Origin of the sequence: Citrobacter sp. Cf088, assembly GCF_030334295.1 — a bacterium.
Classification (GTDB): Bacteria; Pseudomonadota; Gammaproteobacteria; order Enterobacterales; family Enterobacteriaceae; genus Citrobacter; species Citrobacter freundii.
Map to the genome: position 1 here is coordinate 45,628 of NZ_JAOWEE010000040.1, position 24,095 is coordinate 69,722.

At 52.5% G+C, this 24,095-nt stretch carries 24 protein-coding genes; 8 read left to right on the forward strand and 16 right to left on the reverse strand.

Features of this window, described 5'->3' with window-relative positions:
• Positions 1-2: 2 nt before the first annotated feature.
• From OGV71_RS05565 to OGV71_RS05630, 14 genes are all read right to left on the reverse strand, one after another.
• Complete coding sequence (locus tag OGV71_RS05565; RefSeq protein WP_003023568.1) at positions 3-365, reverse strand: hypothetical protein; 363 nt, start codon at positions 363-365, stop codon at positions 3-5.
• Between the two features lie 15 nt (positions 366-380).
• Positions 381-1,286: a GntR family transcriptional regulator YhfZ gene (yhfZ, locus tag OGV71_RS05570; protein WP_044701428.1), complete on the reverse strand. Its 906-nt coding sequence runs from the start codon at positions 1,284-1,286 to the stop codon at positions 381-383.
• Positions 1,287-1,451: 165 nt separating this feature from the next.
• The gene (gene trpS / locus OGV71_RS05575) at positions 1,452-2,456 is read right to left on the reverse strand and encodes a tryptophan--tRNA ligase (RefSeq protein WP_003023564.1); all 1,005 of its coding nucleotides are present in this window, start codon (positions 2,454-2,456) and stop codon (positions 1,452-1,454) included.
• A complete protein-coding gene (gene gph, locus OGV71_RS05580; RefSeq protein WP_003837920.1) occupies positions 2,449-3,207 on the reverse strand; it encodes a phosphoglycolate phosphatase in 759 nt (252 codons plus the stop codon). The genes trpS and gph overlap by 8 nt, the downstream gene beginning before the upstream one ends.
• On the reverse strand, positions 3,200-3,877 hold the full coding sequence (gene rpe, locus OGV71_RS05585; RefSeq protein WP_003023561.1) for a ribulose-phosphate 3-epimerase: 678 nt from the start codon (positions 3,875-3,877) through the stop codon (positions 3,200-3,202). Before rpe ends, gph begins: the two co-directional genes overlap by 8 nt.
• A gap of 17 nt (positions 3,878-3,894) precedes the next feature.
• Positions 3,895-4,731 (reverse strand): adenine-specific DNA-methyltransferase, encoded by an 837-nt coding sequence (gene dam / locus OGV71_RS05590; protein ID WP_003023558.1) that lies wholly within the window; start codon positions 4,729-4,731, stop codon positions 3,895-3,897.
• 117 nt (positions 4,732-4,848) lie between these two features.
• Positions 4,849-6,150 carry a cell division protein DamX gene (damX, locus tag OGV71_RS05595; RefSeq protein WP_071697072.1) on the reverse strand — a complete coding sequence of 434 codons (1,302 nt, stop codon included), beginning with the start codon at positions 6,148-6,150 and terminating at the stop codon, positions 4,849-4,851.
• A 96-nt stretch (positions 6,151-6,246) separates the two neighbouring features.
• On the reverse strand, positions 6,247-7,335 hold the full coding sequence (gene aroB / locus OGV71_RS05600; protein ID WP_003837915.1) for a 3-dehydroquinate synthase: 1,089 nt from the start codon (positions 7,333-7,335) through the stop codon (positions 6,247-6,249).
• Between the two features lie 57 nt (positions 7,336-7,392).
• The gene (gene aroK, locus OGV71_RS05605) at positions 7,393-7,914 is read right to left on the reverse strand and encodes a shikimate kinase AroK (protein ID WP_003023552.1); all 522 of its coding nucleotides are present in this window, start codon (positions 7,912-7,914) and stop codon (positions 7,393-7,395) included.
• Positions 7,915-8,318: 404 nt separating this feature from the next.
• A complete protein-coding gene (gene hofQ, locus OGV71_RS05610) occupies positions 8,319-9,566 on the reverse strand; it encodes a DNA uptake porin HofQ (RefSeq protein WP_008321545.1) in 1,248 nt (415 codons plus the stop codon).
• Positions 9,469-9,882, reverse strand: a complete 414-nt coding sequence (locus tag OGV71_RS05615) for a HofP DNA utilization family protein (protein WP_003837912.1) — start codon at positions 9,880-9,882, stop codon at positions 9,469-9,471. Before OGV71_RS05615 ends, hofQ begins: the two co-directional genes overlap by 98 nt.
• Complete coding sequence (locus OGV71_RS05620; protein WP_032932729.1) at positions 9,872-10,327, reverse strand: HofO family protein; 456 nt, start codon at positions 10,325-10,327, stop codon at positions 9,872-9,874. The genes OGV71_RS05615 and OGV71_RS05620 overlap by 11 nt, the downstream gene beginning before the upstream one ends.
• Positions 10,311-10,850: a PilN domain-containing protein gene (locus OGV71_RS05625; RefSeq protein ID WP_204583218.1), complete on the reverse strand. Its 540-nt coding sequence runs from the start codon at positions 10,848-10,850 to the stop codon at positions 10,311-10,313. The genes OGV71_RS05620 and OGV71_RS05625 overlap by 17 nt, the downstream gene beginning before the upstream one ends.
• Complete coding sequence (locus tag OGV71_RS05630) at positions 10,850-11,629, reverse strand: type IV pilus biogenesis protein PilM (protein WP_204583217.1); 780 nt, start codon at positions 11,627-11,629, stop codon at positions 10,850-10,852. Before OGV71_RS05630 ends, OGV71_RS05625 begins: the two co-directional genes overlap by 1 nt.
• 120 nt (positions 11,630-11,749) lie before the next feature.
• On the opposite strand from OGV71_RS05630, the gene mrcA reads away from it, so the two are divergent.
• Positions 11,750-14,302, forward strand: a complete 2,553-nt coding sequence (mrcA, locus tag OGV71_RS05635) for a peptidoglycan glycosyltransferase/peptidoglycan DD-transpeptidase MrcA (protein WP_204583216.1) — start codon at positions 11,750-11,752, stop codon at positions 14,300-14,302.
• Between the two features lie 55 nt (positions 14,303-14,357).
• On the opposite strand, the gene nudE is transcribed toward mrcA, so the two are convergent.
• Complete coding sequence (nudE, locus tag OGV71_RS05640) at positions 14,358-14,918, reverse strand: ADP compounds hydrolase NudE (RefSeq protein ID WP_071697068.1); 561 nt, start codon at positions 14,916-14,918, stop codon at positions 14,358-14,360.
• A gap of 322 nt (positions 14,919-15,240) precedes the next feature.
• Between nudE and igaA the strand changes: the two genes are divergently transcribed.
• The 4 genes from igaA (at position 15,241) to hslO (ending at position 19,422) form a co-directional block, all read left to right on the forward strand.
• The gene (gene igaA, locus OGV71_RS05645; RefSeq protein WP_003023535.1) at positions 15,241-17,376 is read left to right on the forward strand and encodes an intracellular growth attenuator protein IgaA; all 2,136 of its coding nucleotides are present in this window, start codon (positions 15,241-15,243) and stop codon (positions 17,374-17,376) included.
• A gap of 62 nt (positions 17,377-17,438) precedes the next feature.
• The gene (gene yrfG / locus OGV71_RS05650) at positions 17,439-18,107 is read left to right on the forward strand and encodes a GMP/IMP nucleotidase (protein WP_003023533.1); all 669 of its coding nucleotides are present in this window, start codon (positions 17,439-17,441) and stop codon (positions 18,105-18,107) included.
• Between the two features lie 10 nt (positions 18,108-18,117).
• A complete protein-coding gene (gene hslR, locus OGV71_RS05655; RefSeq protein ID WP_003837900.1) occupies positions 18,118-18,519 on the forward strand; it encodes a ribosome-associated heat shock protein Hsp15 in 402 nt (133 codons plus the stop codon).
• 24 nt (positions 18,520-18,543) lie between these two features.
• Positions 18,544-19,422, forward strand: coding sequence for an Hsp33 family molecular chaperone HslO (hslO, locus tag OGV71_RS05660; RefSeq protein ID WP_003023531.1), 879 nt, complete (start codon positions 18,544-18,546; stop codon positions 19,420-19,422).
• A gap of 109 nt (positions 19,423-19,531) precedes the next feature.
• Here hslO and OGV71_RS05665 read toward each other — a convergent pair whose 3' ends face one another.
• Positions 19,532-21,250, reverse strand: coding sequence for a DUF4153 domain-containing protein (locus OGV71_RS05665; protein ID WP_204583215.1), 1,719 nt, complete (start codon positions 21,248-21,250; stop codon positions 19,532-19,534).
• Positions 21,251-21,628: 378 nt separating this feature from the next.
• Between OGV71_RS05665 and pckA the strand changes: the two genes are divergently transcribed.
• From pckA to nadS, 3 genes are all read left to right on the forward strand, one after another.
• Positions 21,629-23,251, forward strand: coding sequence for a phosphoenolpyruvate carboxykinase (ATP) (gene pckA / locus OGV71_RS05670; RefSeq protein WP_003023529.1), 1,623 nt, complete (start codon positions 21,629-21,631; stop codon positions 23,249-23,251).
• 122 nt (positions 23,252-23,373) lie between these two features.
• Positions 23,374-23,691: a type II toxin-antitoxin system RelE/ParE family toxin gene (locus OGV71_RS05675; RefSeq protein WP_003847996.1), complete on the forward strand. Its 318-nt coding sequence runs from the start codon at positions 23,374-23,376 to the stop codon at positions 23,689-23,691.
• Positions 23,692-23,743: 52 nt separating this feature from the next.
• Positions 23,744-24,040: a NadS family protein gene (gene nadS, locus OGV71_RS05680; protein WP_003837894.1), complete on the forward strand. Its 297-nt coding sequence runs from the start codon at positions 23,744-23,746 to the stop codon at positions 24,038-24,040.
• Positions 24,041-24,095 lie beyond the last annotated feature (55 nt).

Consider the following 24,095-nt stretch of genomic DNA (forward strand, 5'->3'; position numbering starts at 1 on the left):
TTTCAGACACCTTCGTTCGCCGCCATCCACAATCCATACAAGTTCGCCAACATATAGCCTTCTTCATTCGCGTGCAGCGCAACCGTAAACTCTTTCATCAGCGCCTGATGTACCAGCAAAATAGTTGGCCAGAGATGAGATTGCGCCAACTCCTCCAGCAACTCACCATCCAGCGCTTCAATCACTTCGCCCTGGCGACTGCGCATTAACGCACTCGCCATATGGGTCATCGCCATGGTTCCTTGCTCGCTGTGAATCGGCAAACGCCACTCTTCATCCAACCGCCTGACCACTTGCAGCATGCCGCTACAAATATCCTTGTCGATAACGCCTGCTTCACACAGCAGGTTAAGCCTGTTTTCCATGTCGTTTGCCTTCACTTAATAACTGGGTTCCTGTTCACCGTTCGCCACACGTTGTTGGTGGGCAAGCAGCGCCTCTTTGTTAACAACGGCGCGCAGTAGCTGCTGCATCGCATAATCCTCTGCGCGGGTAAGTACCACGGCCTCCGTGGCCTGCAGAAATCGCGGATCGTTGGTGAGCGGCGTGGCTTCTAACCCCAGTACCGCCAGCTCGGCCTCGGCAACCACGTTCCAGATAACCGCATCCACATCCCCTTTCGCGATGCGCTGCAAGCTTTCGTGATAAGGCATATCGATCAATTCAACGTCACGGTTGCCAAAACAGGCCTCGGTCATGATTTTCTGATCCGCCGAACGGTTATCGAGTCCGACACGTTTTACATCTGCAGATTCGCCCTTGCGACAAATTAGCTGATGCTCGCCAACGTAGGTATGCGGTCCCAGCGCCAACGTGATGCGCAGCCCGTCCTGAGCAAGGTAACTTTCCGCCGCCAGACGAGAAACCACCGCCATGTCGTAGACGCCGTTTAGCAGGCATTCCACGCGAATATCAGCCCCACGCATGTGTGCATAATAAAACGGGATCCCATCGAACTGCGCTTTCAGCCCACTCGCCAGTCCTTCATATAAACGGGTGTAAGGCAGCGGCATCGCACAGACCACGTTATTAATATCCACATGCTTTAGCAGCGTACGGTTATCCATATCCACCAAATAGCTACCGTTACGCCCACGACGCTCAATACGGATTGCCCCAGAGGATTCCAGCGTTTTCAACGCAGCCTGAGTTAACCCTACCGATGAGTGACACTCGGCTGCCAGTTCATCAATAGTTTTCAATCTGTTACCGCACTTCTCACCGAGCAGGTAACGAGCCAGGGTTGTCAGCACAACCCCCTCTTTCTTGATAAATGTCCGACGCATTTTATATTTTCAGTAAATTGAATATTTATATCTTCATTAAAGTGAAGATATAACGCAATGAGGAAATATGCAAACGGCGAGGCGCTTCACATTTTTTGAGGTTCACAAACCAACAGGCGAAAAAAAACCGGGCGTAACCCGGTTTCTTCAACAACACAGAGCGCATTACGGCTTGGCGACAAAACCAATCGCTTCGTAAACGGCTTTAAGCGTAACAGAAGCACGTGCGCTGGCTTTTTCCGCACCGTCTTTCATCACTTTCTGCAGGAAAGCTTCATCGTTACGGAAACGGTGATAACGCTCCTGAAGCTCGGTCAGCATACCGGAAACGGCCTCTGCGACTTCACCTTTCAGATGACCATACATTTTGCCTTCGAAGTGCTGTTCCAGCTCCGGAATGCTCTGGCCGGTGACCGCAGAGAGGATATCCAGCAGGTTGGAAACGCCCGCTTTGTTCTGCACGTCGTAGCGTACAACAGGCGGCTCTTCAGAGTCGGTCATCGCGCGTTTGATTTTCTTAACCACAGATTTCGGATCTTCCAGCAGGCCGATCACGTTGTTGCGGTTGTCATCCGACTTGGACATTTTCTTCGTCGGCTCCAGCAGCGACATCACGCGCGCGCCGGATTTAGGAATGAACGGCTCAGGCACTTTGAAGATCTCGCCATACAGGGCGTTGAAGCGCTGGGCGATATCGCGGCTCAGTTCCAGATGCTGTTTCTGATCTTCGCCAACCGGTACCTGGTTGGTCTGATACAGCAGAATGTCTGCCGCCATCAGTACCGGATAATCAAACAGGCCGGCGTTGATGTTCTCCGCATAGCGTGCGGATTTATCTTTGAACTGGGTCATACGGCTCAGCTCGCCGAAGTAGGTGTAGCAGTTCAGCGCCCAACCTAACTGTGCATGCTCCGGTACGTGAGACTGCACGAAAATTGTACTTTTTTCAGGATCGATACCGCATGCCAGGTACAGCGCCAGCGTATCGAGCGTTGCTTTACGCAACTGCTGAGCATCCTGACGAACGGTGATGGCATGTTGGTCAACGATGCAGTAGATGCAATGGTAGTCATCCTGCATGCTCACCCACTGACGCAGCGCACCCATATAGTTGCCAATGGTCAATTCACCTGAGGGCTGTGCGCCACTAAAAACGATGGGCTTAGTCATTTTTTGATTCCTGATTTTCGCTATGCGGAAGCCCGAGAGCGGGCAGTAGTTCATTAATACGGTCGTAAATAACGTCGGGCTGGCTCAGCGCGATCGACTCACCGTAGTTGTAGCCATAGGTCAGGCCAACGGACGGACAGCCAGCAGCTTTTGCCGCCTGAATATCATTGCGTGAATCCCCTACGAAGAGCATTTGCTCAGGCTTGATGCCAAGCTTGCTTGCCACCAGCAGCAGCGGATCCGGATGCGGTTTTTTATTCTGCACGTCGTCACCACCGATGACCACGCTAAAGTATTTGGCGATATCTAATGCTTCGAGTAATGGCGCGACAAACGGGGTCGGTTTGTTGGTTACCAGACCCAGCGGCAATCCTTTCGCATGCAGCGCGCCCAGCGTGTCGGCAACATCAGGGAACAGGAATGTCCCCTCTTCTGCGACATCACCGTAGTATCTGTCGAACAGCTTACGCAAAATACGTACCTGTTCCTCAGCGGGAATATCATCATCAACGGGCGGTTTACCCATCGTTTTACGTAATGTCGCGCGCTCCTGACGAGACCACGCCAGCGCGCGCTCCATCAGTACATCTGCACCGTTGCCAATCCAGGTGATAACGCGTTCTTCTCCGGCAACCGGCAATTCCAGCGCATACAGCGCCATATCCACCGCTGCGGCTAATCCCGGCGCGCTGTCGACCAGCGTGCCGTCGAGGTCAAATGCAGCGCCCCGAATATCCTGAAACTTATCCATGACTTACCTTCGCCAGTTCATTGCGCATTTCATCAATGACTTTTTTGTAGTCTGGTTGGTCGAAAATAGCGGAGCCTGCGACAAACATATCTGCGCCTGCCGCGGCAATTTCGCCAATGTTGTTCACTTTGACACCGCCGTCCACTTCGAGGCGGATATCGTAGCCAGATTCATCAATGCGACGACGCACTTCGCGCAGTTTATCCAGCGTTTGTGGGATGAAGGACTGCCCGCCAAAGCCTGGGTTAACGGACATCAGCAGGATCACATCGAGCTTATCCATGACGTAGTCCAGATAGCTCAGCGGCGTTGCCGGGTTGAACACCAGGCCCGCTTTACAGCCATGCTCTTTGATCAGCTGTAAAGTGCGATCAACATGCTCGGAGGCTTCCGGGTGAAAAGTAATGATGCTGGCACCGGCGGCGGCGAAGTCCGGGACAATACGATCGACCGGTTTCACCATCAGGTGAACATCAATCGGGGCAGTGATGCCATATTTACGCAGCGATTTCAGTACCATCGGTCCGATGGTCAAGTTCGGTACGTAGTGATTGTCCATGACGTCGAAGTGCACGACGTCGGCACCGGCAGTCAGCGCTCTCGCAGTGTCCTCACCCAGGCGGGCAAAATCAGCCGACAGAATTGAGGGGGCGATCAAATACTGTTTCATCCGCTTCTCCTTGAGATTTATTTCTTCGCAGGCGTTACAACTCCTGGTTTATACAGTGCCAGCAGTTCGTTCACCTTTTTACGCGTGCCGCCATTGCTGCTTATGCTGCGCCGCACTTTGACCTGAAAATGTTTCGCCGCTCGGTACCATTCACGGGTATCGGGCGTATCGTGGTTCGAAATTAACACTGGGATCTGCTTACTGACCAGCTTTTCTGCCATCTCGGCCAAATGCGCCTGCTCTTTCGGGCTAAAGCTGTTGGTGTGATACGCAGTGAAATTTGCCGTCGCCGAAAGTGGTGCATAAGGCGGGTCACAATAGACCACAGAGTTGCTATCCGCACGATCCATGCACTCTTCATAGGAGAGGCAATGGAACTCCGCATTCTGCGCTTTCTCAGCAAAATGGTACAACTCGGCTTCCGGGAAGTAAGGTTTTTTATAACGCCCAAACGGGACGTTAAACTCGCCGCGCAGGTTATAACGGCACAATCCGTTGTAACCAAAGCGGTTCAGATACAAGAACAGCACTGCTCTGCGGAACGGATCCTGGCTGGCATTAAATTCTTCTCTGAACCGATAGTACACCTCAGCCTGATTGGTTTCAGGCATAAACAGCTCACGAGAAGCCTGCACATACTCATCGGTACGCGTCTTCACGATGTTGTAGAGACTGATAAGGTCGCTGTTGATATCGGCAAGAATATAACGAGAAAAGTCGGTGTTGAGAAACACCGACCCGGCACCCACGAAAGGTTCAATCAGGCACTCACCCTGAGGTAAATGCCGTTTAATATCATCAAGCAGGGGGTATTTCCCCCCTGCCCATTTTAAAAAAGCGCGATTTTTTTTCATGCTGACTAACTAATTACACCTTCTCCGGCTGTGGAGAAAGCTCCGACAGCATCCTGCGCTTTAGTCTTTGTCCCGCAATTGGGCGAAACAGCAAACCATTGCAGAACATATCCTATCTTACTTCAAATCGGCCTGAACCTGGTGCAGCGGTTTTGCCCACGGGTTTTTCGCCTGAATATCAGCGGGTAACGTAGACACTGCACGTTTCGCATCTTCTTTAGACGCATACACGCCTGTTACCAGAACATACCACGGTTGACCGTTACGCGTTGTCTGGTACACCACATAGTTCTTCAGGTTTTCTTTCTTCGCCCAACCGTTCAGGTTGTCGTAGTTAGAAGAACTGCTGAGCTGCAGCGTGTAATGGCTGGACGGCGCAGATTTTAACGCTCCAACGTTACCTGCACTTTTCGCTCCGCCAGCAACAGGTGTTGTCGTTGTTGCTGTCGCCGTTGGCGCAGGCGTTGCGGTCTGTGCTGGCGCCGTCGTGGTTGCTTTCGGCTCAACGGTCGCTTTCGGCGTAGCGGTTACCACAGGTGCTTTGGTTGTGGTAGTCGGCGCAGTTGCGGTTGGTTTTGCCTGGGCAACAGGTTTCGGCTCTGTCGGCGTCGCTTTCACCGTAGTTTGCGATTTGCTCTTCGGCTCAATTACGGCCTGTTTACGTTCCTGATGCGTAGACGCAGGACGTTCAGTCGTTTCCGTTTTCGCAGTCTGGCGCGCAGCATTACCATTACGCATCGGCGCAACGGTCGCAGGTTCGGTCGGCAGCGTAGAGTTAACCACAGCGTTGTTAACTTGCTCCTGCCCTTGCGGTTGTGTCAGAGCGTTGTTCAAATCGCCCTGCACTTCAACACGCTGCTGCCCTTCAGTTGCCGCAGGTGTCTGACCTTGAGTCGGGGTAGAGGAAATCGGTGGCAGGGAAACATCCTGCTGGGTATTGCCAGCAGTCTGCTCTGCGCCCGTTGCAGGTGTCGTTGCACTCGCCTGATCCGTTGCATTGCTGCCAGAGAGATCGATGCTCTTCTCACCAGATGCTGCCTGCTCATTGGAAGAAGATGAGGGGGCTTTCAGCGCAGAACCAATGCCGATAATCAGCAGCAGCAGTACCAGAACACCCACGCCCATCATCATATACTGGCGGGAGGCAGGCTTGCTGGCGGCTTTCTTACGCTTGCGCGGACGACGTTCTACACGCTCTTCATCCACGGTATCGTCATCAGATTCATACTCTTCTTCAATGTCCTGCTCTTCATCACGCTCTTTGCGTGCGCGCGCAGGACGGCGATCGTCAGCATCCAGATCAACATCATCAAAATTGATTTGCGGCTCATTATCGCGTTCAGACGATTGACGAGAACGACCAGTACGACGATCGCTGGGATCGGGTTTCAGCTCGTCTTCTGGTTTGAATTCATCCATTTAACACCCCACTCAAAGGTTAATGCTTACGACTTTGCACATAACCTGAAGCTAAAAGACCTACGTTTCGCAACGTAAGCCTGACCTTTCTTGTTGTTACGCCTGCTGGCAATCAGCAATAGCGTTAAGAACCACCTCGTGCGACACTCCGCCGCGCACTTCACTCTTCCCTATCGCTCGCGGAAGCACCAAACGAATCTCTCCCGCTAACACTTTTTTATCTCGCAGCATGTGCGGCAGATAAGCCTCAGTGGACATTTCACGCGGCCCATTCACCGGTAAGCCTGCTCGCTGTAACAGCGTAATGATGCGCTGCGTATCAGCGGAGGTGAACTGACCCAAACGTTCAGACGTACGGGCAGCCATTACCATACCAGCGGCCACCGCTTCACCATGTAACCAATTGCCATAACCCATTTCAGCTTCGATCGCATGGCCAAACGTGTGCCCCAGATTCAGTAAAGCACGTAAGCCCATTTCACGCTCGTCTGCTGCGACAACTTCTGCTTTCAGCTCACAACAACGACGAATACAGTACGCCATCGCCGGACCGTCCAGACGCAACAACGCATCCAGATTGTCTTCCAACCAGCTGAAAAATTCACCGTCAAGAATGATGCCGTATTTGATCACTTCCGCCAGCCCCGATGCCAGCTCACGCGCAGGAAGCGTTTTCAGACAATCGAGATCCACCACCACGGAGGCCGGTTGGTAAAACGCGCCAATCATGTTTTTACCGAGGGGATGGTTTACGGCGGTTTTGCCGCCAACGGAGGAGTCGACCTGCGACAACAGAGTTGTCGGGACTTGAATAAAACGAACACCACGTTGATAGCTGGCTGCCGCAAAACCGGTCAGATCGCCAATCACGCCGCCGCCAAGGGCAACTAACGTGGTATCACGACCGTGCGGTTTTTGCAGTAACGCGGTGAAAACCGTATCCAGAACCGTCAGGCTTTTATGCTGCTCGCCATCGGGAAGGATAACGCTATCAACGTTAACACCCGCCTGTTCAAGTACGCCGCGAACCTTATCGAGATAAAGGGGGGCCAGGGTTTCGTTGGTCACCAACATAACCTGATCGCCCGATTTCAGCGGTAAGAATGAAGCTGGTTCATTGAACAAACCAGCCGCGATGGTGATAGGGTAACTACGTTCCCCGAGAGTGACTGTGATCCTCTCCATTACGCGACATCCACCTTAGTTACTTGTACCCGCAGACGAGTGTGTATTCAGCCAGAATTAGTTGCTTTCCAACATATGAATAATCTGGTTTGCTACGACTTTTGCGCTCTGATCGTCGGTGCGAATGGTCACGTCAGCAATCTCTTCGTACAGAGGATTGCGTTCGTCAGCCAACGCTTCCAGAACTTCACGAGGCGGTGATTCTACCTGCAGCAGCGGGCGTTTCTTGTCACGTTGAGTACGCGCAAGTTGTTTTTCAATTGTCGTTTCAAGATAGACCACGACGCCACGCGCGGAAAGACGGTTACGTGTTTCACGTGATTTTACAGAGCCACCGCCAGTTGCCAGCACAATACCCTGTTTTTCCGTCAACTCGTTGATGACTTTTTCTTCGCGATCACGGAAGCCGTCTTCACCTTCTACATCGAAGACCCAGCCCACATCAGCTCCGGTTCGTTTCTCAATCTCTTGATCAGAATCGTAAAATTCCATATTGAGTTGTTGAGCTAACTGGCGCCCAATAGTGCTTTTTCCGGCACCCATAGGCCCAACCAGAAAGATATTGCGTTTCTCTGCCATTTTTTCGGTACTACTAAGACTATTCGTTAATGGTAAACCCGCTTCGCAGACACCCAGCGCAGCAGGACATGAACTGAAACCTCATAAGATATTGCGAGAGTCAGACTGAAAATTATCTCAATACTCAAGCGGGTTTGGCAACTGAATAAATCACCAAACCTAACGCATTTCTGGTCGTGGCAGGCATGCTACCCTGCAAACATCAGACCTGGCGACGTATCGCGCAGCCAAATGACACCCAATAAGCCTATGGCACACCACCGGAAAGGCAAAGCGTATTCACTGCCGCATAAGTAAAGAAAAGTACCGACGCTCAAATCGGTACTCCTTGTATGCTAAATACACCCTCACGTCAAATCCCTGAAACGTGTTCAGTGCAAAAACAACGGCTTTTCATGCATAAGTTATTCCGTTGAAACCAGTCTGGGCGTAATAAAGACCACTAACTCGCGCCGTTCATCTTCTTTACCATCATGGCGAAAAAGAGAGCCAAGCCAGGGAATGTCGCCTAATAGCGGCACGCTGTCGGCTGCGGATTTATTCTTATGTGAAAAAATCCCGCCAAGCGCAATCGTCTCGCCGCTTCTTACCTCGACCTGCGTTTCAATCTCTTGCTTGTCGATAGCCAGCACTTCGCCATCTGCCTGTTGTAGAACCTGTCCCGGAACATTCTGGCTGATATGCAGTTTCAGCCTGATTCTCCCTTTCTGCAACACCGTTGGCGTCACCTCCATCCCCAGTACCGCTTCCTTGAACTCGACGGATGTCGCACCGCTTTCACCGCTGGAGACCTGATAAGGGATCTCACTGCCCTGCTTAATACTGGCAGGTTGCAGGTGAGATGCCAGTAATCGTGGACTGGCAATGATATCCAGTTGCTGTTTTTGCTCCAGCGCGGACAACTCCAGTTCCAGTAAACGACCGTTAATACGGCCAATGTTAAATCCCACACGGGATGTGGCGGTGGCTACAGAGAGATCGCTGGCAAGCGTTGTGACATTCCCAACCGCCCCCGGTTGTTGTGCATCAGCCAGTGACCACTTCACCCCCAGCTCACGCAAACTTTTTTCATTAATGGTGACGATATGCGCCGCCAGTTCAACCTGGGCAACTGGCAAATCCATTTGCGCTACCCACGTTTCCAGGGTGTCGAGAACAACACGATTGTCACGCAGCAGTAAGCGATTGGTTCGTTTATCCACCGTCATGCTTCCTTTAGCACTGAGCAGCTTTTCTCCGGCTTTTACCAGCTCGGTGGCATCAGCATAGTGCAAAATGATGCTGCGATGTTCCAGCGGAAGACTAGCCTGAATCCGCGCCTGCTCGTTTTCCTGACGAGCCGCATTTTCACTCTGCCATTGAACAGAATGCACATGCAGGACGTTGCCTTCCTGACGTAATACCAGCCCGGCACTTTTTACCACCGTCTGCAATGCCTGCTTCCAGGGGACATCCGTCAAATGCAGCGACAGCACACCGCTGACATCCGGCGAAACCACCAGGTTTTTTTGTTCCTGTTCAGCCAGCGCCTGCAATACCTGCGTAACCGGCACATCATCGACCACCAGCGTCACGTTTTGCGGTTTCGTCGCCAGCGCGCTCGTTATCCCGACCGCCAGTGCCATTACTATCAACGCTATCCATCGCTTCATTTACCGCTCCTTGTCGCTGCCACTGCCACCGCGGCGGTTCGCAGTTTTTTTCTGTGTCGAGGGTTATGTTCTGGGCCGTTATCTGCATAATCGTCCAACCGTTTTTCAGGACGTCATTTCGCTTAACCCGCCGCCATTTTTTCTGGCTATCCTGAACGATGCCGATGGGTCGTGTGCCCTGACTCACCATGCCCTGAAAACGCCATGTCGACAGCTCAGCAATTTGACAACGGTCCTCCGGCGGCAGGAAGGGATTACGCATACCGGTGAGCATCAGTACGCTTATACATGCCAACAACCAGCGTTCAACCATCATTCAGGCGCTCCAGCTGTAGCGTTAGCAGCAGCTCTGTGCCTTCTGCGCTAAGCGAAAATCGGCTGACGTTCATCCCCTGATCCGCCAACTGGACAAACGTCAGCGGGATAGCATCCCAGGCCGATATCAGCGCCATCTCTCCCCCCTGAACTGAGGGTTGCCAGTGGATAAGACGGGTAAGTGAATTCTGAAACAGCAGCGGGGAGAACAAGGTCAGTTTCTCTTCAGACTCTGCTGGTGATGCCGCCAGCAGATATACATCTCGCCATTGCATCTGAATAGCCGCACGTTGCTGGACCAGCGACTCGCGTTGCATAGTCCGCTCCCGCGCTACGGGGTAAAGACATAGCGTCACCAGTATGAGTAACCCCAACATCCAGCCGCACCAGCATATGAGTCGAAAGCGTGGCGACTGCGCTAACCAGACATCACAGAGCGTTATCATGCGCATCGCTCCGTGTCAGTCGAAAGTGGAATTGCCAGCGTCCCTGCGCATCCTGCTGCGTTTCTCCAGGGCTGTTCAACATAAACAACGGCAACTGGCGTAATTGCGCTTCCAATACCTTCAATGCGGCAAAGTTCAGCGTGTTTCCCGTCAGTTCCAGCGTGTCCTGCTGCCAGGTCATTTTTGTTAACCACGCCTGCTCCGGCAGTAATTCCGCCAGCCCTTGCAAAGCCCGCTGCCAGCTTCGGGTCTGCTCACGCTGTTTGTTCCGCGCCTGAACCTGCTGCCATCGTTGCTGGCGCTGTTGCACACGCGGCTTCAGCGCCATGAGGGCCTCGGCCCGCATTTTTTCGGCGTCTGCCAGCAACAATTCAGCCCGATTTTCTACACTCAAAACGCTGTAATAGCGCAACAACACGCCAATACTAAGCAAGAGTGAAGCGCTAAATAAGATGCCCCAGAAGCGCAGGCAAGCGTAACGCCGAGCCTGACGCCAGGGCAGAAGATTAATGGTCGCAATCATCAGTACACGCCCCCCATAGCGAGTCCCAGCGCAATGGCGAAGTGATGGCTTTGCGTTGGAATGGGCGGCTGGCGTACAGACACGGCGCTTAAAGGATCGAAGCCGCCGGGGGAGCATTGCGCAATGGCTGTCGTGGGCAGAGATAATGTCGTGGCAAGCTCCTCGATACAGCTAATATCGCCCGTTGATTTACGTCCCCATGCTGAACGGGTCGCCCATAACCACTGGGCATCATCGCGCCATACCAGACACTGGTGATGCTCCGGCAGGAAGGGAATAAATCGCTGTAACGCGCTGGCGTCCGGGGTAATCGCCGTAACCTGCACCTTCAGGGTTTGGATAAGCGTCAGAAGCGCTGAAATCTCTTTGCTTTGCGCAGCAGTGACGTTAAACGCCGGGCTCAAAGTGTCTTCGCTATAATCAAAATGCAGTGCATCCGGAGCCATATCCAGTTCACGCGCCATCGAACCGGACAACCATGCGGTTTGCTCTGGCTCGCGTAACGTCATTGTCGGACGAGGAAACTTTTTTTGTAACGTCCTGTTGGCGGGAAAAGAGAGATGAATATTGTGTCGGCGAGGGAGCTCCCGGCTCCACGGCAGTAGCGCGGCGACCAGCTGTTCAGGCTCGCGAATGTGGCCATCGACGATAACCTGAGGCGTCAGCGGTATACGCCACCAGCGCTGCAGATACCAACCTGATGCTTCGCGAACGATAGCGACAGCCAGCACTTCATGTTGCTGAATATGCAGACCAATTTTCCAGATATTGAAAGCCATTGCTGATGATCTCCTTATCACCCGTCGCTTTAACGGGTATATCAATGCGTCTGGCTTGCCTTTATACTACCGCGCGTTTGTTTATAAACTGCCCAAATGCCACTAAATGGGAAATCTCCAGTGAAGTTCGTAAAGTATTTATTAATCCTTGCAGTATGTTGCATCCTGCTGGGAGCAGGCTCGATTTATGGCCTTTATCGCTATATCGAGCCGCAATTACCTGACGTCGCGACGCTCAAAGATGTGCGTTTACAGATCCCGATGCAGGTTTACAGCGCTGACGGCGAGCTAATCGCGCAGTATGGCGAGAAACGTCGAATCCCGGTCACGCTGGATCAGATGCCGCCGGTAATGGTTAAAGCCTTTATCGCCACAGAAGACAGCCGCTTTTATGAGCACCACGGGGTAGACCCGGTGGGGATCTTCCGTGCGGCCAGCGTAGCATTGTTCTCTGGTCACGCGTCGCAAGGGGCGAGTACCATTACCCAGCAGTTGGCGAGAAACTTCTTCCTGAGCCCGGAACGTACGCTGATGCGTAAGATCAAAGAAGTGTTCCTGGCGATCCGCATTGAACAACTGCTGAGTAAAGATGAGATCCTCGAGCTGTATCTGAACAAGATTTACCTGGGGTATCGCGCCTATGGCGTGGGTGCTGCCGCGCAGGTCTATTTCGGTAAAACGGTGGATCAACTCAGCTTAAGTGAAATTGCGGTGATTGCCGGTCTGCCAAAAGCGCCGTCAACCTTCAACCCTCTCTATTCGATGGACCGGGCAACCGCGCGACGTAACGTTGTACTATCGCGTATGTTGAGCGAAAACTACATCACGCAGGCCCAGTACGATCAGGCGCGCGGCGAGGCCATTGACGCCAACTACCACGCACCGGAAATCGCTTTCTCTGCACCATATCTGTCTGAAATGGTGCGCCAGGAGATGTATAACCGTTATGGTGAGAAAGCCTATGAAGACGGGTATCGCATCACCACCACCATTACACGCAAAGTACAGCAGGCAGCTCAGCAGGCAGTACGTAACAACGTGATGGATTACGACATGCGCCACGGCTACCGCGGCCCATCGAACATACTGTGGAAAGTGGGCGAAAGCAGTTGGGACAGCAAAAAAATCACCGATACGCTGAAAGCGCTGCCGACTTATGGCCCGCTGTTACCGGCGGTTGTTATCAGTGCCAATCCGCAGGAAGCCATTGCCGCGCTGGCGGATGGTACGTCAGTGTCATTACGCATGGATGGTATGCGCTGGGCGCGTCCTTACCGCTCGGATACTCAACAAGGCCCAACGCCGCGTAAAGTGACCGACGTGGTACAGGCCGGCCAGCAAATCTGGGTACGCCAGGTGGGCGATGCCTGGTGGCTGGCGCAAGTGCCGGACGTCAACTCCGCACTGGTCTCCATCAATCCGCAAAACGGCGCGGTGCTGGCACTGGTTGGTGGTTTTGACTTCAACCAGAGCAAGTTTAACCGCGCAACGCAGGCGTTACGCCAGGTGGGTTCTAACATCAAGCCATTCCTGTATACCGCCGCGATGGATAAAGGTCTGACGTTGGCGAGCATGCTCAACGACGTACCAATCTCCCGCTGGGATGCCGGTGCTGGCTCCGACTGGCAGCCGAAGAACTCCCCGCCGCAGTATGCCGGTCCTATCCGCTTACGTCAGGGGCTGGGTCAGTCGAAAAACGTGGTGATGGTACGCGCCATGCGCGCCATGGGCGTGGATTACGCGGCAGAGTATCTGCAACGTTTCGGTTTCCCGGCACAGAACATTGTGCATACCGAGTCACTGGCGCTGGGTTCGGCTTCGTTCACACCGTTGCAGGTGGCGCGCGGTTACGCAGTGATGTCTAACGGCGGCTTCCTGGTCGATCCGTATTTCATCAGTAAGATCGAAAGCGATATGGGCGGCGTTATCTTCGAAGCGAAGCCGAAAATTGCCTGCCCGGAATGCGATATTCCGGTGATTTACGGCGATACCCAGAAATCTAACGTGCTGGAAAACAGTAACGTAGAAGATGTCGCTGTCTCGCAGGAACAGCAGAATGCTGCCGTGCCTATGCCACAGCTTGAGCAGGCTAACCAGGCACTGGTCGCGCAAAGCGGCACACAGGAATACGCTCCGCACGTGATCAACACACCGCTGGCCTTCCTGATTAAAAGCGCGCTGAACACCAATATATTTGGTGAACCAGGCTGGATGGGAACCGGTTGGCGCGCAGGTCGCGATTTACAGCGTCATGATATCGGCGGGAAAACCGGAACCACCAACAGCTCTAAAGATGCGTGGTTCTCCGGTTACGGACCAGGCGTGGTGACGTCAGTATGGATCGGCTTTGATGATCATCGCCGCAACCTTGGTCATACGACAGCTTCCGGCGCGATCAAAGACCAAATCTCCGGCTACGAAGGCGGTGCGAAGAGTGCGCAGCCAGCATGGGATGCCTACATGAAGTCCGTGCTGGAAGGCGTGCCTGAACAGCCGTTGACGCCGCCACCGGGTATCGTAACGGTCAATATCGATCGCAGCACAGGACAACTGGCAAGCGGTGGCAATAGCCGCGCAGAGTACTTCATTGAAGGCACTCAGCCGACGCAACAGGCGGTGCATGAAGTGGGGACGACCATTATCGATAATGGTGAGACGCACGAACTGTTCTGATCAAAAAAGGCGCTTAGGCGCCTTTTTTGTTGTTCGTGTATTAGCTGCAGAGAAATTAAAGCCGCCCCTGCCCTTTCAGCCATTCGCGTACGAGGAACAAGGCACTGACATTACGCGCTTCGTGAAAATCAGGATCTTCCAGCAGGTCCATCAAATGCGCCAGCGGCCAGCGCACCTGCGGCAATGGCTCAGGTTCATCACCCTCCAGCGATTCAGGATATAAATCTTCTGCCACCACGATGTTCATCTTGCTGGAGAAATAAGATGGTGCCATGCTGAGTTTCTTTAAAAACGTCAGATCTTTTGCGCCAAACCCCACCTCTTCTTTCAGCTCCCGATTCGCCGCCTCAAAAATGCTTTCGCCAGGATCGATTAATCCCTTGGAAAAACCCAGTTCGTAAGATTCGGTCCCGACTGCGTACTCGCGGATGAGGATCATGTGGTCGTCAACAATCGGCACAATCATTACCGCTTCACGCGTGGATGGACGCATACGTTCATAAACGCGGCGTACGCCATTGCTGAACTCAAGGTCCACGCTTTCGACTTTAAACAGCCGGGATTGGGCGACGGTTTCCACTTTCAAAATCGTGGGTTTCTGAAATGATTTGCTCATTGTGAGGATCTTTGCTGTGAAATCTGGGGTTATTGTGCGATATACCGCACGGTTTCGGCAATGTGAATTGCCGTTTATTTACATTTATGTAACGTACTAAAAGTTAATCCCTATTTCAAATTAAAAGTCAATAGGTTGAAATAACTCCAGGAATTTGCTGATATTCCATTTTTAGTGATTTTGCTATGATTCGCTTTTACTGGGCTGTACTTAAAGATGCTCAAGTTCGACTCCACACTTGCCGATAGCCAACCACAGAATCACGAATATTGAACAGGGTGCGACTGACCACGCCTGACAGACTAAGTAAGATGGGGAAAGCATGAGCACCATTCTGATTTTTTTAGCTGCTTTGCTGGCCTGCTCATTGCTTGCAGGATGGCTACTCAAATCAAAATCCAGGCAGAAAAATTTACCCTTGAGCAGCGTTTTCTCAGACGCCTCGAAACGTAAACTCGCGCCTGAAGAACGCACTGCCGTCGAAAACTATCTCGAAAGCCTTAGTCAAATTCAGCAAGTACCTGGTCCAACTGGAGCCAGTTCTGCGCCAGTCTCATTAACGTTGAATGCCCAAAGTAATAGCGTCATCGTGCTTACTCGTTCGATTACACGTTACGGCATCACTACCGACGATCCTAACAAATGGCGCTACTATCTTGATTCCGTTGAGGTACACCTTCCCCCTTTCTGGGAACAATACATCAATGACGAAAATAGCGTTGAGATAATCCATACCAATACAATACCGCTGGTTATCTCGTTGAACGGCCATACGCTGCAGGAATATATGCAGGAAGCGCGTGGCTATGCGTTGCAGCACACCGCTTCTACCCAGGCATCCATTCGTGGTGAAGAAAGTGAGCAGATTGAACTGCTGAATATTCGCCAGGAAACCCATGAAGAATATGCGCTCAGCCGCCCTTCGGGATTGCGCGAGGCGTTGCTGATAACCGCATCATTCCTGCTGTTCTTTTTCTGTTTGGTTATCCCGAATACGTTTGTTCCATGGGCAGTCGGTGGCGCGGTGTTGCTGTTAGCTGCGGGCCTGTGGGGATTATTCGCCCCGCCGTCCAAAACCGCCCTGCGGGAAATTCATTGTTTGCGCGGTACGCCGCGTCGCTGGGGGTTGTTTGGCGAAAACGACCAGGAGCAAATTAATAATATCTCGCTGGGTATTATCGATCTGATCTACCCACCTCACTGGCAACCTTACATCGCCCAAGACCTTGGCCAGCAAACGGATATCGATATTTATCTCGATCGCCACGTTGTCCGCCAGGGGCGTTTTTTATCTCTGCACGATGAAGTCAAAAATTTCCCGTTGCAACATTGGCTGCGCAACGCCGTCATCGCGGGCGGCTCGTTGCTGGTACTGCTGATGCTGCTGTTTTGGATCCCGCTGGATATGCCGATAAAGGTCACGCTTTCCTGGATGAAGGGCGCGCAAACTATCGAAGCCACCAGCGTTAAACAGCTCGAAAACGCGGGCGTTCGCGTGGGTGACACGCTGCACCTGAGCGGTACGGGTATGTGTAATATTCATACCCAAGGGAGCTGGAATGCGCAGCCCACCACGCCGTTTATGCCTTTCGATTGCTCGCAAATTATCTGGAATGACGCACGCGCATTACCGCTGCCCGAATCCGATCTGGTGAATAAGGCCACTGCGCTCACGCAGGCCGTGAACCGCCAGCTGCATCCCAAACCTGACGATGACTCTCGCGTCAGCGCATCGCTACGCTCGGCAATCCAAAAGTCCGGCATGGTGTTACTGGACGATTTTGGTGAGATTGTCCTGAAAACGGCCGATCTGTGTGCAGCCAAAGATGAATGTGTACGCTTAAAGAATGCGCTGGTTAACCTCGGTAACAGCAAAGACTGGGCCGCGCTGGTAAAGCGAGCGAACGCAGGCAAACTGGATGGGGTGAACGTGCTGCTGCGTCCGGTAAGCGCTGAGTCGTTAGATAATCTGGTGAATACCTCTACGGCACCATTTATTTCACGCGAGACTGCGCGAGCGGCCCAGGCGCTGAATAGCCCTGCTCCCGGCGGTTTCCTGATTATCAGCGATGAAGGCAGCGATCTGGTCGATCAGCCGTGGCCGACGACCTCGCTGTATGACTATCCTCCCCAGGAACAGTGGAACGCCTTCCAGCGCCTGGCGCAGATGCTGATGCAGACACCATTTCGCGCAGAGGGGATCGTCACCAATATTTCGACTGACGCCAATGGCACCCAGCACATTGGCCTGCACCGTATCCCGGATCGTTCAGGGTTATGGCGCTACCTTGGCACGACGCTGCTGATGTTCTCCATGCTCGGATGCGCTGTCTACAACAGCGTGCAGGCATTCAGACGCTACCAGCGTCACCGCACCCGCATCGCGGAAATTCAGAGCTACTACGAAAGTTGCCTGAATCCAACGCTGATTGACGACCCGGAAAGCCTGATTCGATAACACGCTCGCACGACAGGATATGCTACTCTGTCGCGCATCATGTTTTCTTGTGGGGAGTTTCCATGCATATCAATATTGCCTGGCAGGATGTCGACACCGTGTTGTTAGATATGGACGGCACGCTGCTCGACCTGGCATTCGATAACTATTTCTGGCAAAAACTGGTGCCGGAAACCTATGGCGCGAAGCAGGGTATCTCTCCTCAGGAAGCCCAGGACTATATTCGTCAGCAGTATCATGCCGTGCAGCATACGCTAAACTGGTACTGCCTGGATTACTGGAGCGAGTGCCTGGATCTGGATATTTGCGCCATGACAACGGAACAGGGACCGCGCGCCGTTTTGCGTGAAGATACCGTACCGTTTCTTGATGCCTTAAAAGCCAGCGGCAAGCGCCGTATTTTGCTCACCAACGCGCATCCGCATAATCTGGCGGTGAAGCTGGAGCATACCGGTCTGGCCTCACACCTTGATTTATTACTTTCCACCCACACATTTGGTTATCCCAAAGAGGATCAGCGGTTATGGCACGCTGTGGCTGAAGAAACGGGAATGAGTGCAGAGAAGACGCTGTTTATTGACGACAGCGAACCCATTCTCGACGCCGCTGCTCTGTACGGTATTCGTTACTGCCTCGGCGTGACCAATCCCGACTCCGGCATCGCCGAAAAGCAGTACGCACGCCATCCGTCACTGAATGACTACCGCCGACTGATCCCCTCACTGATGTGAAGGAGACGCCATGAAAGAAAAGCCCTCTGCTGAAGTCAGGCTGGATAAATGGCTGTGGGCTGCACGCTTTTACAAAACGCGTGCGCTAGCCCGCGAAATGGTTGAAGGCGGTAAGGTGCACTACAACGGCCAGCGCAGTAAGCCGAGCAAGATTGTCGAGCTGAACGCCACCCTCACCCTTCGCCAGGGAAATGACGAGCGAACGGTCATTATCAAGGCCATTACCGAGCAGCGTCGCCCGGCAACGGAAGCCGTTACGCTGTATGAAGAAACCGCGGAAAGCGTGGAAAAACGCGAAAAAATGGCGCTGGCGCGTAAACTTAACGCGTTAACCATGCCGCACCCGGACAGACGACCGGACAAGAAAGAGCGCCGCGACCTGTTACGATTTAAACATGGCGACAGCGAGTGACTGTCACCTGCAAGAGAGATGATTATGCCGCAACATGACCAATTACATCGTTATCTGTTTGAAAACTTTGCCGTGCGCGGCGAGCTGGTGACCGTTTCGGAAACCCTGCAACAGATCCTCGAAAATCATACTTATCCGCAGCCGGTCAAAAACGTACTGGCTGAGCTGCTGGTTGCCACCAGCCTGCTCACCGCTACGCTGAAGTTTGCCGGTGATATCACTGTGCAGTTGCAGGGTGATGGTCCGCTGAGCCTGGCCGTCATCAACGGCAACAACAATCAGCAGATGCGCGGCGTGGCCCGCATGCAGGGTGATATTCCTGAAGATGCCGATTTGAAAACCCTGGTGGGCAACGGCTACCTGGTGATCACCATTACCCCGGAAGAAGGCGAGCGTTATCAGGGCGTGGTCGGTCTGGAAGGTGATACGCTGGCAGCCTGTCTGGAAGACTACTTCATGCGTTCCGAACAGTTGCCGACACGCCTGTTCATCCGCACTGGCGACGTTGATGGCAAACCCGCTGCTGGCGGAATGCTGCTGCAAGTGATGCCGGCGCAAAACGCACAGGCAGATGATTTCGATCACCTGACCGCCCTGACCGAAACCATCAAGGCCGAAGAGCTGCTGACGCTGCCGGCCAACGAAGTGCTGTGGCGCTTATACCACGAAGAAGAGGTTACTCTCTACGATCCGCAGGACGTTGAGTTCAAATGCACCTGTTCACGCGAACGCTGCGCAGGCGCACTGAAAACGTTGCCGGACGAAGAAGTTGACAGCATTCTGGCGGAAGAAGGCGAGATCGATATGCACTGCGATTACTGCGGTAGCCACTATCTGTTTAACGCCATGGATATTGCAGAGATCCGCAGCAACGCCTCCCCTGCCGATCCACAGGTGCATTAATTACCGTCTTGCCTGAAGGCGCGGCGCTTATCAGGCCTACGGAAAAACTGTCGTAGGCCGGATAAGGCGTTCGCGCCGCTATCCGGCATAAACGCTGCCGGCAACACACTCACTCGGTGTAATAAGTCATCGGCAGTCTTTTGCCATCAATAGTGATATCCCGCCAGATTCTGGGGGCTGAACCCAGTTGCTGATTCGCCACCGCCTGCAGCAATTTATCCTTATTGAATCCTTCAGGTAGCCTGGCAACAGCTAACAAATCCCATTTGTTTTTCTGCATGCCGAAGACCAGACTCTCCCCATCGCCAAAAGCATATAGCACCTGCTCAGGATGACCATCCGCATTGAGGTCCTGACTCACCAATACGCACGCATTCTGCTCAGCACAAGAGGTGATGCGATACCCCTGTGCTTTGACAAACGTCCAGAACGCATCGTCTGGCTTCTCGCTCCCCGGAGCAATCACAACCTTCGATACTAACTGTGTTGCGGTTAGCTCTTTAACCGGATCCCGGCTCCCTTGCAGCAGAGAATTCAAGTCGCGTCTGCGCTTACTGTCTTGATTAAACGCCACATCTTTTTGTAATGCTTCCAACGCTGCGCGCCCCGGTTTTCCGCTGTGATCCAACATATACAGGCTGACCTGATCCGGTTTAATTTTCCCGCTGTGATACAGCCCCATATGGCTGTTAACGCTGATACGCCAGGCGTCAATAACCGGCGACGACAGCAGAACCAACAGCCCCAACGCCAGCAACGAAACGCCAAGAATGACCGGCCCCTGAAGCTCAAGCGGATTGCGCCCGCGGCGTAAAATGCTGGCCAGATAGCCAAACGACCATACCAGCAGTACCACGACCACCAGCACGCCATACAAACGCTCAGGCGTCCAACCGTACTGCTGTATTCGCACCCACAGTGACCAACCAGCAATCAGCATATAGATGGGCGCGACAATCAGAGAGCATTTGATCAGGTAGCGTAACGCGCCAGGATAGGGTAACGCCTCTTTTTGCGGTTCACGCACGATAGCCATCAACAGCAACAGGAGCAGCGTCAGCGTTGACATCAACCCGGCCGCAGACACGCGTTGCGAAATAGCCTCCAGTCCAGTGAAGGGCAAGGTCAGTATGAACATCAGCGCCAACAGCGCGACCAGAGGTAACAGACCGGTGGCAATAAACGTCAGTAATTTTTGTACCGCCGTGACCAGACGCGACTGTGTACGAGCCAGTACCACTGCCAGTGCGGTAATCAGACCAAAGGCCACATAGCCAAACCAGTCGGTATCAAAGAAGAGCGTGCTGAAGAAGGGAATACCGACCAGCTTAAACATCTCGCTCCATAGCAGGAGCACCAGCCAGAACAGACCGTTGGCGACAAAGACAATCAGCAACGTCAACGCATTAAGCCACAATTGCCGATAAAAATGCGGGTAACGCGCCTGCTCACGAGAGACATGAAGCGAGTACTGAATCCAGGGCAAGGCAAGCATCGCCATCAGCAGTAAGCGCCAACCGTAGAACATAAAAACTTCATGTTGCCGCCACTTATCACTGTCCTCGACTTGCCACTTTAGCCAGACGCTCATCGCCAGCACCACAACAAAGATCAGCGCCATCCAATACCACAGCGCGCGTTGTTTGAAAGAAACGACAGTAAGCAAAAGTGCCGAGGTGATCGCAATCGTCGCAGGCATGCCATAGAACAGCCAGTCGTCGTTATGGGACACCAGATATGTCATCAGCAGGTAGCATAATGCCCCCTGCAACAGGCCGATAAATATCATGCCCAAACGAGTCGTACGTGAAATTTCAGCACTATCCATGTCAGTTTCCAGAATGAAGGGAAAAGCTAATTATCGCATCAACTTCACAATTTTGAGCATTGGTAGGCTGATTTCAGACTAACGCGACGGGAAGTGAATCGATATTGTATATGTATGAGTTACGTTATTTTCTTACGTGAATGCGATTACACTCACAAGATTCCCGCCAAAAACACTCTTCATTAACGTTTTAAGAACATTTTCCACAACAAAAAAGGGTTTCCTGCCATAATATCCGCCTCTTTGTGACAGGAGTCGCAGCGTATTCGGTAACCCGTGATTTTCCCGGATGCGTAAATCTATGAGCCTTGTCGCGGTTAGCAATCCCTAAAAAACCTTACTATTCCAGGTAATACATATTGGCTAAGGAGCAGTGAAATGCGTGTGAACAACAGTTTAACCCCGCAAGATCTCAAGGCTTATGGTATCAATGACGTTCAGGATATCGTTTACAATCCAGACTACGACACGCTTTTCCAGGAAGAACTTGATCCAAACCTGGAAGGTTATGAACGTGGCGTGTTAACGAATCTGGGCGCCGTTGCCGTTGATACCGGTATCTTTACCGGACGTTCGCCAAAGGATAAGTACATTGTCCGTGACGACACCACGCGCGACACGCTCTGGTGGTCCGACAAAGGTAAAGGTAAGAACGACAACAAACCGCTCTCCCCGGAAACCTGGCAGCATCTGAAAGGATTAGTTACCCAGCAACTTTCCGGCAAGCGCCTGTTTATCATTGATGCATTCTGCGGCGCTAACGCCGATACCCGTCTTTCCGTGCGCTTCATTACCGAAGTTGCCTGGCAGGCGCATTTCGTCAAAAACATGTTCATCCGCCCAAGCGACGAAGAGCTGGTTGATTTCAAACCGGATTTCATCGTGATGAACGGCGCTAAGTGCACCAACCCACAATGGAAAGAGCAGGGTCTGAACTCTGAAAACTTCGTGGCTTTCAACCTGACTGAGCGTATCCAACTGATTGGCGGCACCTGGTACGGCGGCGAAATGAAGAAAGGTATGTTCTCCGTGATGAACTACCTGCTGCCGCTGAAAGGCATTGCCTCCATGCACTGCTCAGCAAACGTCGGGGAAAAAGGTGATGTGGCAGTCTTCTTTGGCCTGTCCGGTACCGGTAAAACAACGCTGTCCACCGATCCGAAACGTCGCCTGATTGGCGATGACGAACACGGCTGGGATGACGACGGCGTATTTAACTTCGAAGGCGGTTGCTACGCGAAGACCATCAAACTGTCTAAAGATGCCGAGCCAGAAATCTACAACGCAATTCGTCGTGACGCGCTGCTGGAAAACGTCACCGTGCGCGAAGATGGTTCCATCGACTTCGACGACGGTTCCAAAACTGAAAACACCCGCGTTTCCTACCCGATTTATCACATCGATAATATCGTTAAGCCAGTGTCAAAAGCGGGTCATGCTACCAAAGTGATCTTCCTGACTGCCGACGCATTTGGCGTGCTGCCGCCGGTTTCTCGCCTGACAGCAGACCAAACTCAGTACCATTTCCTGTCTGGCTTCACCGCCAAACTGGCCGGTACCGAACGCGGCGTTACCGAACCGACCCCAACCTTCTCTGCCTGCTTCGGCGCAGCATTCCTGTCTCTGCACCCAACGCAGTATGCAGAAGTGCTGGTGAAACGTATGCAGGCGGCAGGTGCGCAGGCGTATCTGGTTAACACCGGCTGGAACGGTACTGGCAAACGTATCTCTATCAAAGATACCCGTGCGATTATTGACGCCATCCTGAACGGTTCGCTGGATGACGCAGAAACGTTCCGTCTGCCGATGTTTGACCTGGCTATCCCGACCGAGTTGCCGGGCGTGGATACGCGCATTCTCGATCCGCGTAATACCTACGCGTCTCCAGAGCAGTGGCAGGAAAAAGCCAATGCACTGGCGAAACTGTTTATCGAGAACTTCGAGAAATACACCGACACCCCTGCGGGTGAAGCGCTGGTTAGCGCCGGACCGAAGCTGTAATTTTTGATTCGTTATATAGCCCCTTATCCGAGAGGGTAAGGGGTTTTTTATTGTGTTTATCTTTTAAAATGTACTCCGTACACCTATAATCTGTACTATCAACCCCATGCGCAGGACGCGCTATGTTCACATTTATTGAGCTACAAGGATTTAGTAAACGCCGTCCGTTACTTTTGCCTGACGATGAGTTTCGCGCTTTTCAAGAGGCGCTTATAGAGAACCCTGAGGCTGGAGATACTATCGCTGGTACAGGTGGATTCAGAAAAATTCGCTGGAGTCGCTCTGGTATGGGCAAACGCAGCGGTATTAGGGTTATCTATTACAACGTGACGCGCAAAGGTCGAATCTATCTCGCTTTGCTCTATCCTAAAAATGAACAGGATGATTTAACCGAAGAGCAAAAAAGAGTTTTAATGCACTTATCCAATATGCTGATTTAATCATGGGAATTTTAATCATCAGGACACCGCTATCCGGTGTGGTGAGGCCAAAATGAAAGACGAATTATTTGCCGATTTGCTGGCCAGTGCAGAAGAAATGGTGCGTATAGAGAAAGGTGAAGAAACACCTAAGCCTGAACATGTACATACCTTTAGCGAAATTGATGTTAAAGCCATCCGCGAAGCAACAGGGTTACGCCAACAGGATTTTGCCATAGCTGTTGGCGTGAGTTATGACCTGGTTAAAAGCTGGGAAACGAAACGACGCCAGCCGACTGGTGCACCAAGAAAACTGCTTTTATTAATTCAAAAAAATCCATTTATAATTAATCAATTAAAAGCAATTTAAGCCAGAAGTTTTACTCTGTATCCCGTAAACAAAGGGAGGCACTTCGCCTCCCTTT

Coding starts and splice junctions, on each gene's coding strand:
- OGV71_RS05675 (WP_003847996.1), top strand. CDS start 23,374: ATGTTCACATTTATTGAGCTACAAGGATTTAGTAAACGCCGTCCGTTA.
- gph (WP_003837920.1), bottom strand. CDS start 3,207: ATGGATAAGTTTCAGGATATTCGGGGCGCTGCATTTGACCTCGACGGC.
- hslR (WP_003837900.1), top strand. CDS start 18,118: ATGAAAGAAAAGCCCTCTGCTGAAGTCAGGCTGGATAAATGGCTGTGG.
- nadS (WP_003837894.1), top strand. CDS start 23,744: ATGAAAGACGAATTATTTGCCGATTTGCTGGCCAGTGCAGAAGAAATG.
- dam (WP_003023558.1), bottom strand. CDS start 4,731: ATGAAAAAAAATCGCGCTTTTTTAAAATGGGCAGGGGGGAAATACCCC.
- OGV71_RS05665 (WP_204583215.1), bottom strand. CDS start 21,250: ATGGATAGTGCTGAAATTTCACGTACGACTCGTTTGGGCATGATATTT.
- OGV71_RS05620 (WP_032932729.1), bottom strand. CDS start 10,327: ATGATAACGCTCTGTGATGTCTGGTTAGCGCAGTCGCCACGCTTTCGA.
- yrfG (WP_003023533.1), top strand. CDS start 17,439: ATGCATATCAATATTGCCTGGCAGGATGTCGACACCGTGTTGTTAGAT.
- damX (WP_071697072.1), bottom strand. CDS start 6,150: ATGGATGAATTCAAACCAGAAGACGAGCTGAAACCCGATCCCAGCGAT.
- yhfZ (WP_044701428.1), bottom strand. CDS start 1,286: ATGCGTCGGACATTTATCAAGAAAGAGGGGGTTGTGCTGACAACCCTG.
- hslO (WP_003023531.1), top strand. CDS start 18,544: ATGCCGCAACATGACCAATTACATCGTTATCTGTTTGAAAACTTTGCC.
- igaA (WP_003023535.1), top strand. CDS start 15,241: ATGAGCACCATTCTGATTTTTTTAGCTGCTTTGCTGGCCTGCTCATTG.
- aroK (WP_003023552.1), bottom strand. CDS start 7,914: ATGGCAGAGAAACGCAATATCTTTCTGGTTGGGCCTATGGGTGCCGGA.
- trpS (WP_003023564.1), bottom strand. CDS start 2,456: ATGACTAAGCCCATCGTTTTTAGTGGCGCACAGCCCTCAGGTGAATTG.
- aroB (WP_003837915.1), bottom strand. CDS start 7,335: ATGGAGAGGATCACAGTCACTCTCGGGGAACGTAGTTACCCTATCACC.
- OGV71_RS05630 (WP_204583217.1), bottom strand. CDS start 11,629: ATGGCTTTCAATATCTGGAAAATTGGTCTGCATATTCAGCAACATGAA.
- OGV71_RS05615 (WP_003837912.1), bottom strand. CDS start 9,882: ATGATGGTTGAACGCTGGTTGTTGGCATGTATAAGCGTACTGATGCTC.
- OGV71_RS05565 (WP_003023568.1), bottom strand. CDS start 365: ATGGAAAACAGGCTTAACCTGCTGTGTGAAGCAGGCGTTATCGACAAG.
- hofQ (WP_008321545.1), bottom strand. CDS start 9,566: ATGAAGCGATGGATAGCGTTGATAGTAATGGCACTGGCGGTCGGGATA.
- nudE (WP_071697068.1), bottom strand. CDS start 14,918: ATGAGCAAATCATTTCAGAAACCCACGATTTTGAAAGTGGAAACCGTC.
- OGV71_RS05625 (WP_204583218.1), bottom strand. CDS start 10,850: ATGATTGCGACCATTAATCTTCTGCCCTGGCGTCAGGCTCGGCGTTAC.
- rpe (WP_003023561.1), bottom strand. CDS start 3,877: ATGAAACAGTATTTGATCGCCCCCTCAATTCTGTCGGCTGATTTTGCC.
- pckA (WP_003023529.1), top strand. CDS start 21,629: ATGCGTGTGAACAACAGTTTAACCCCGCAAGATCTCAAGGCTTATGGT.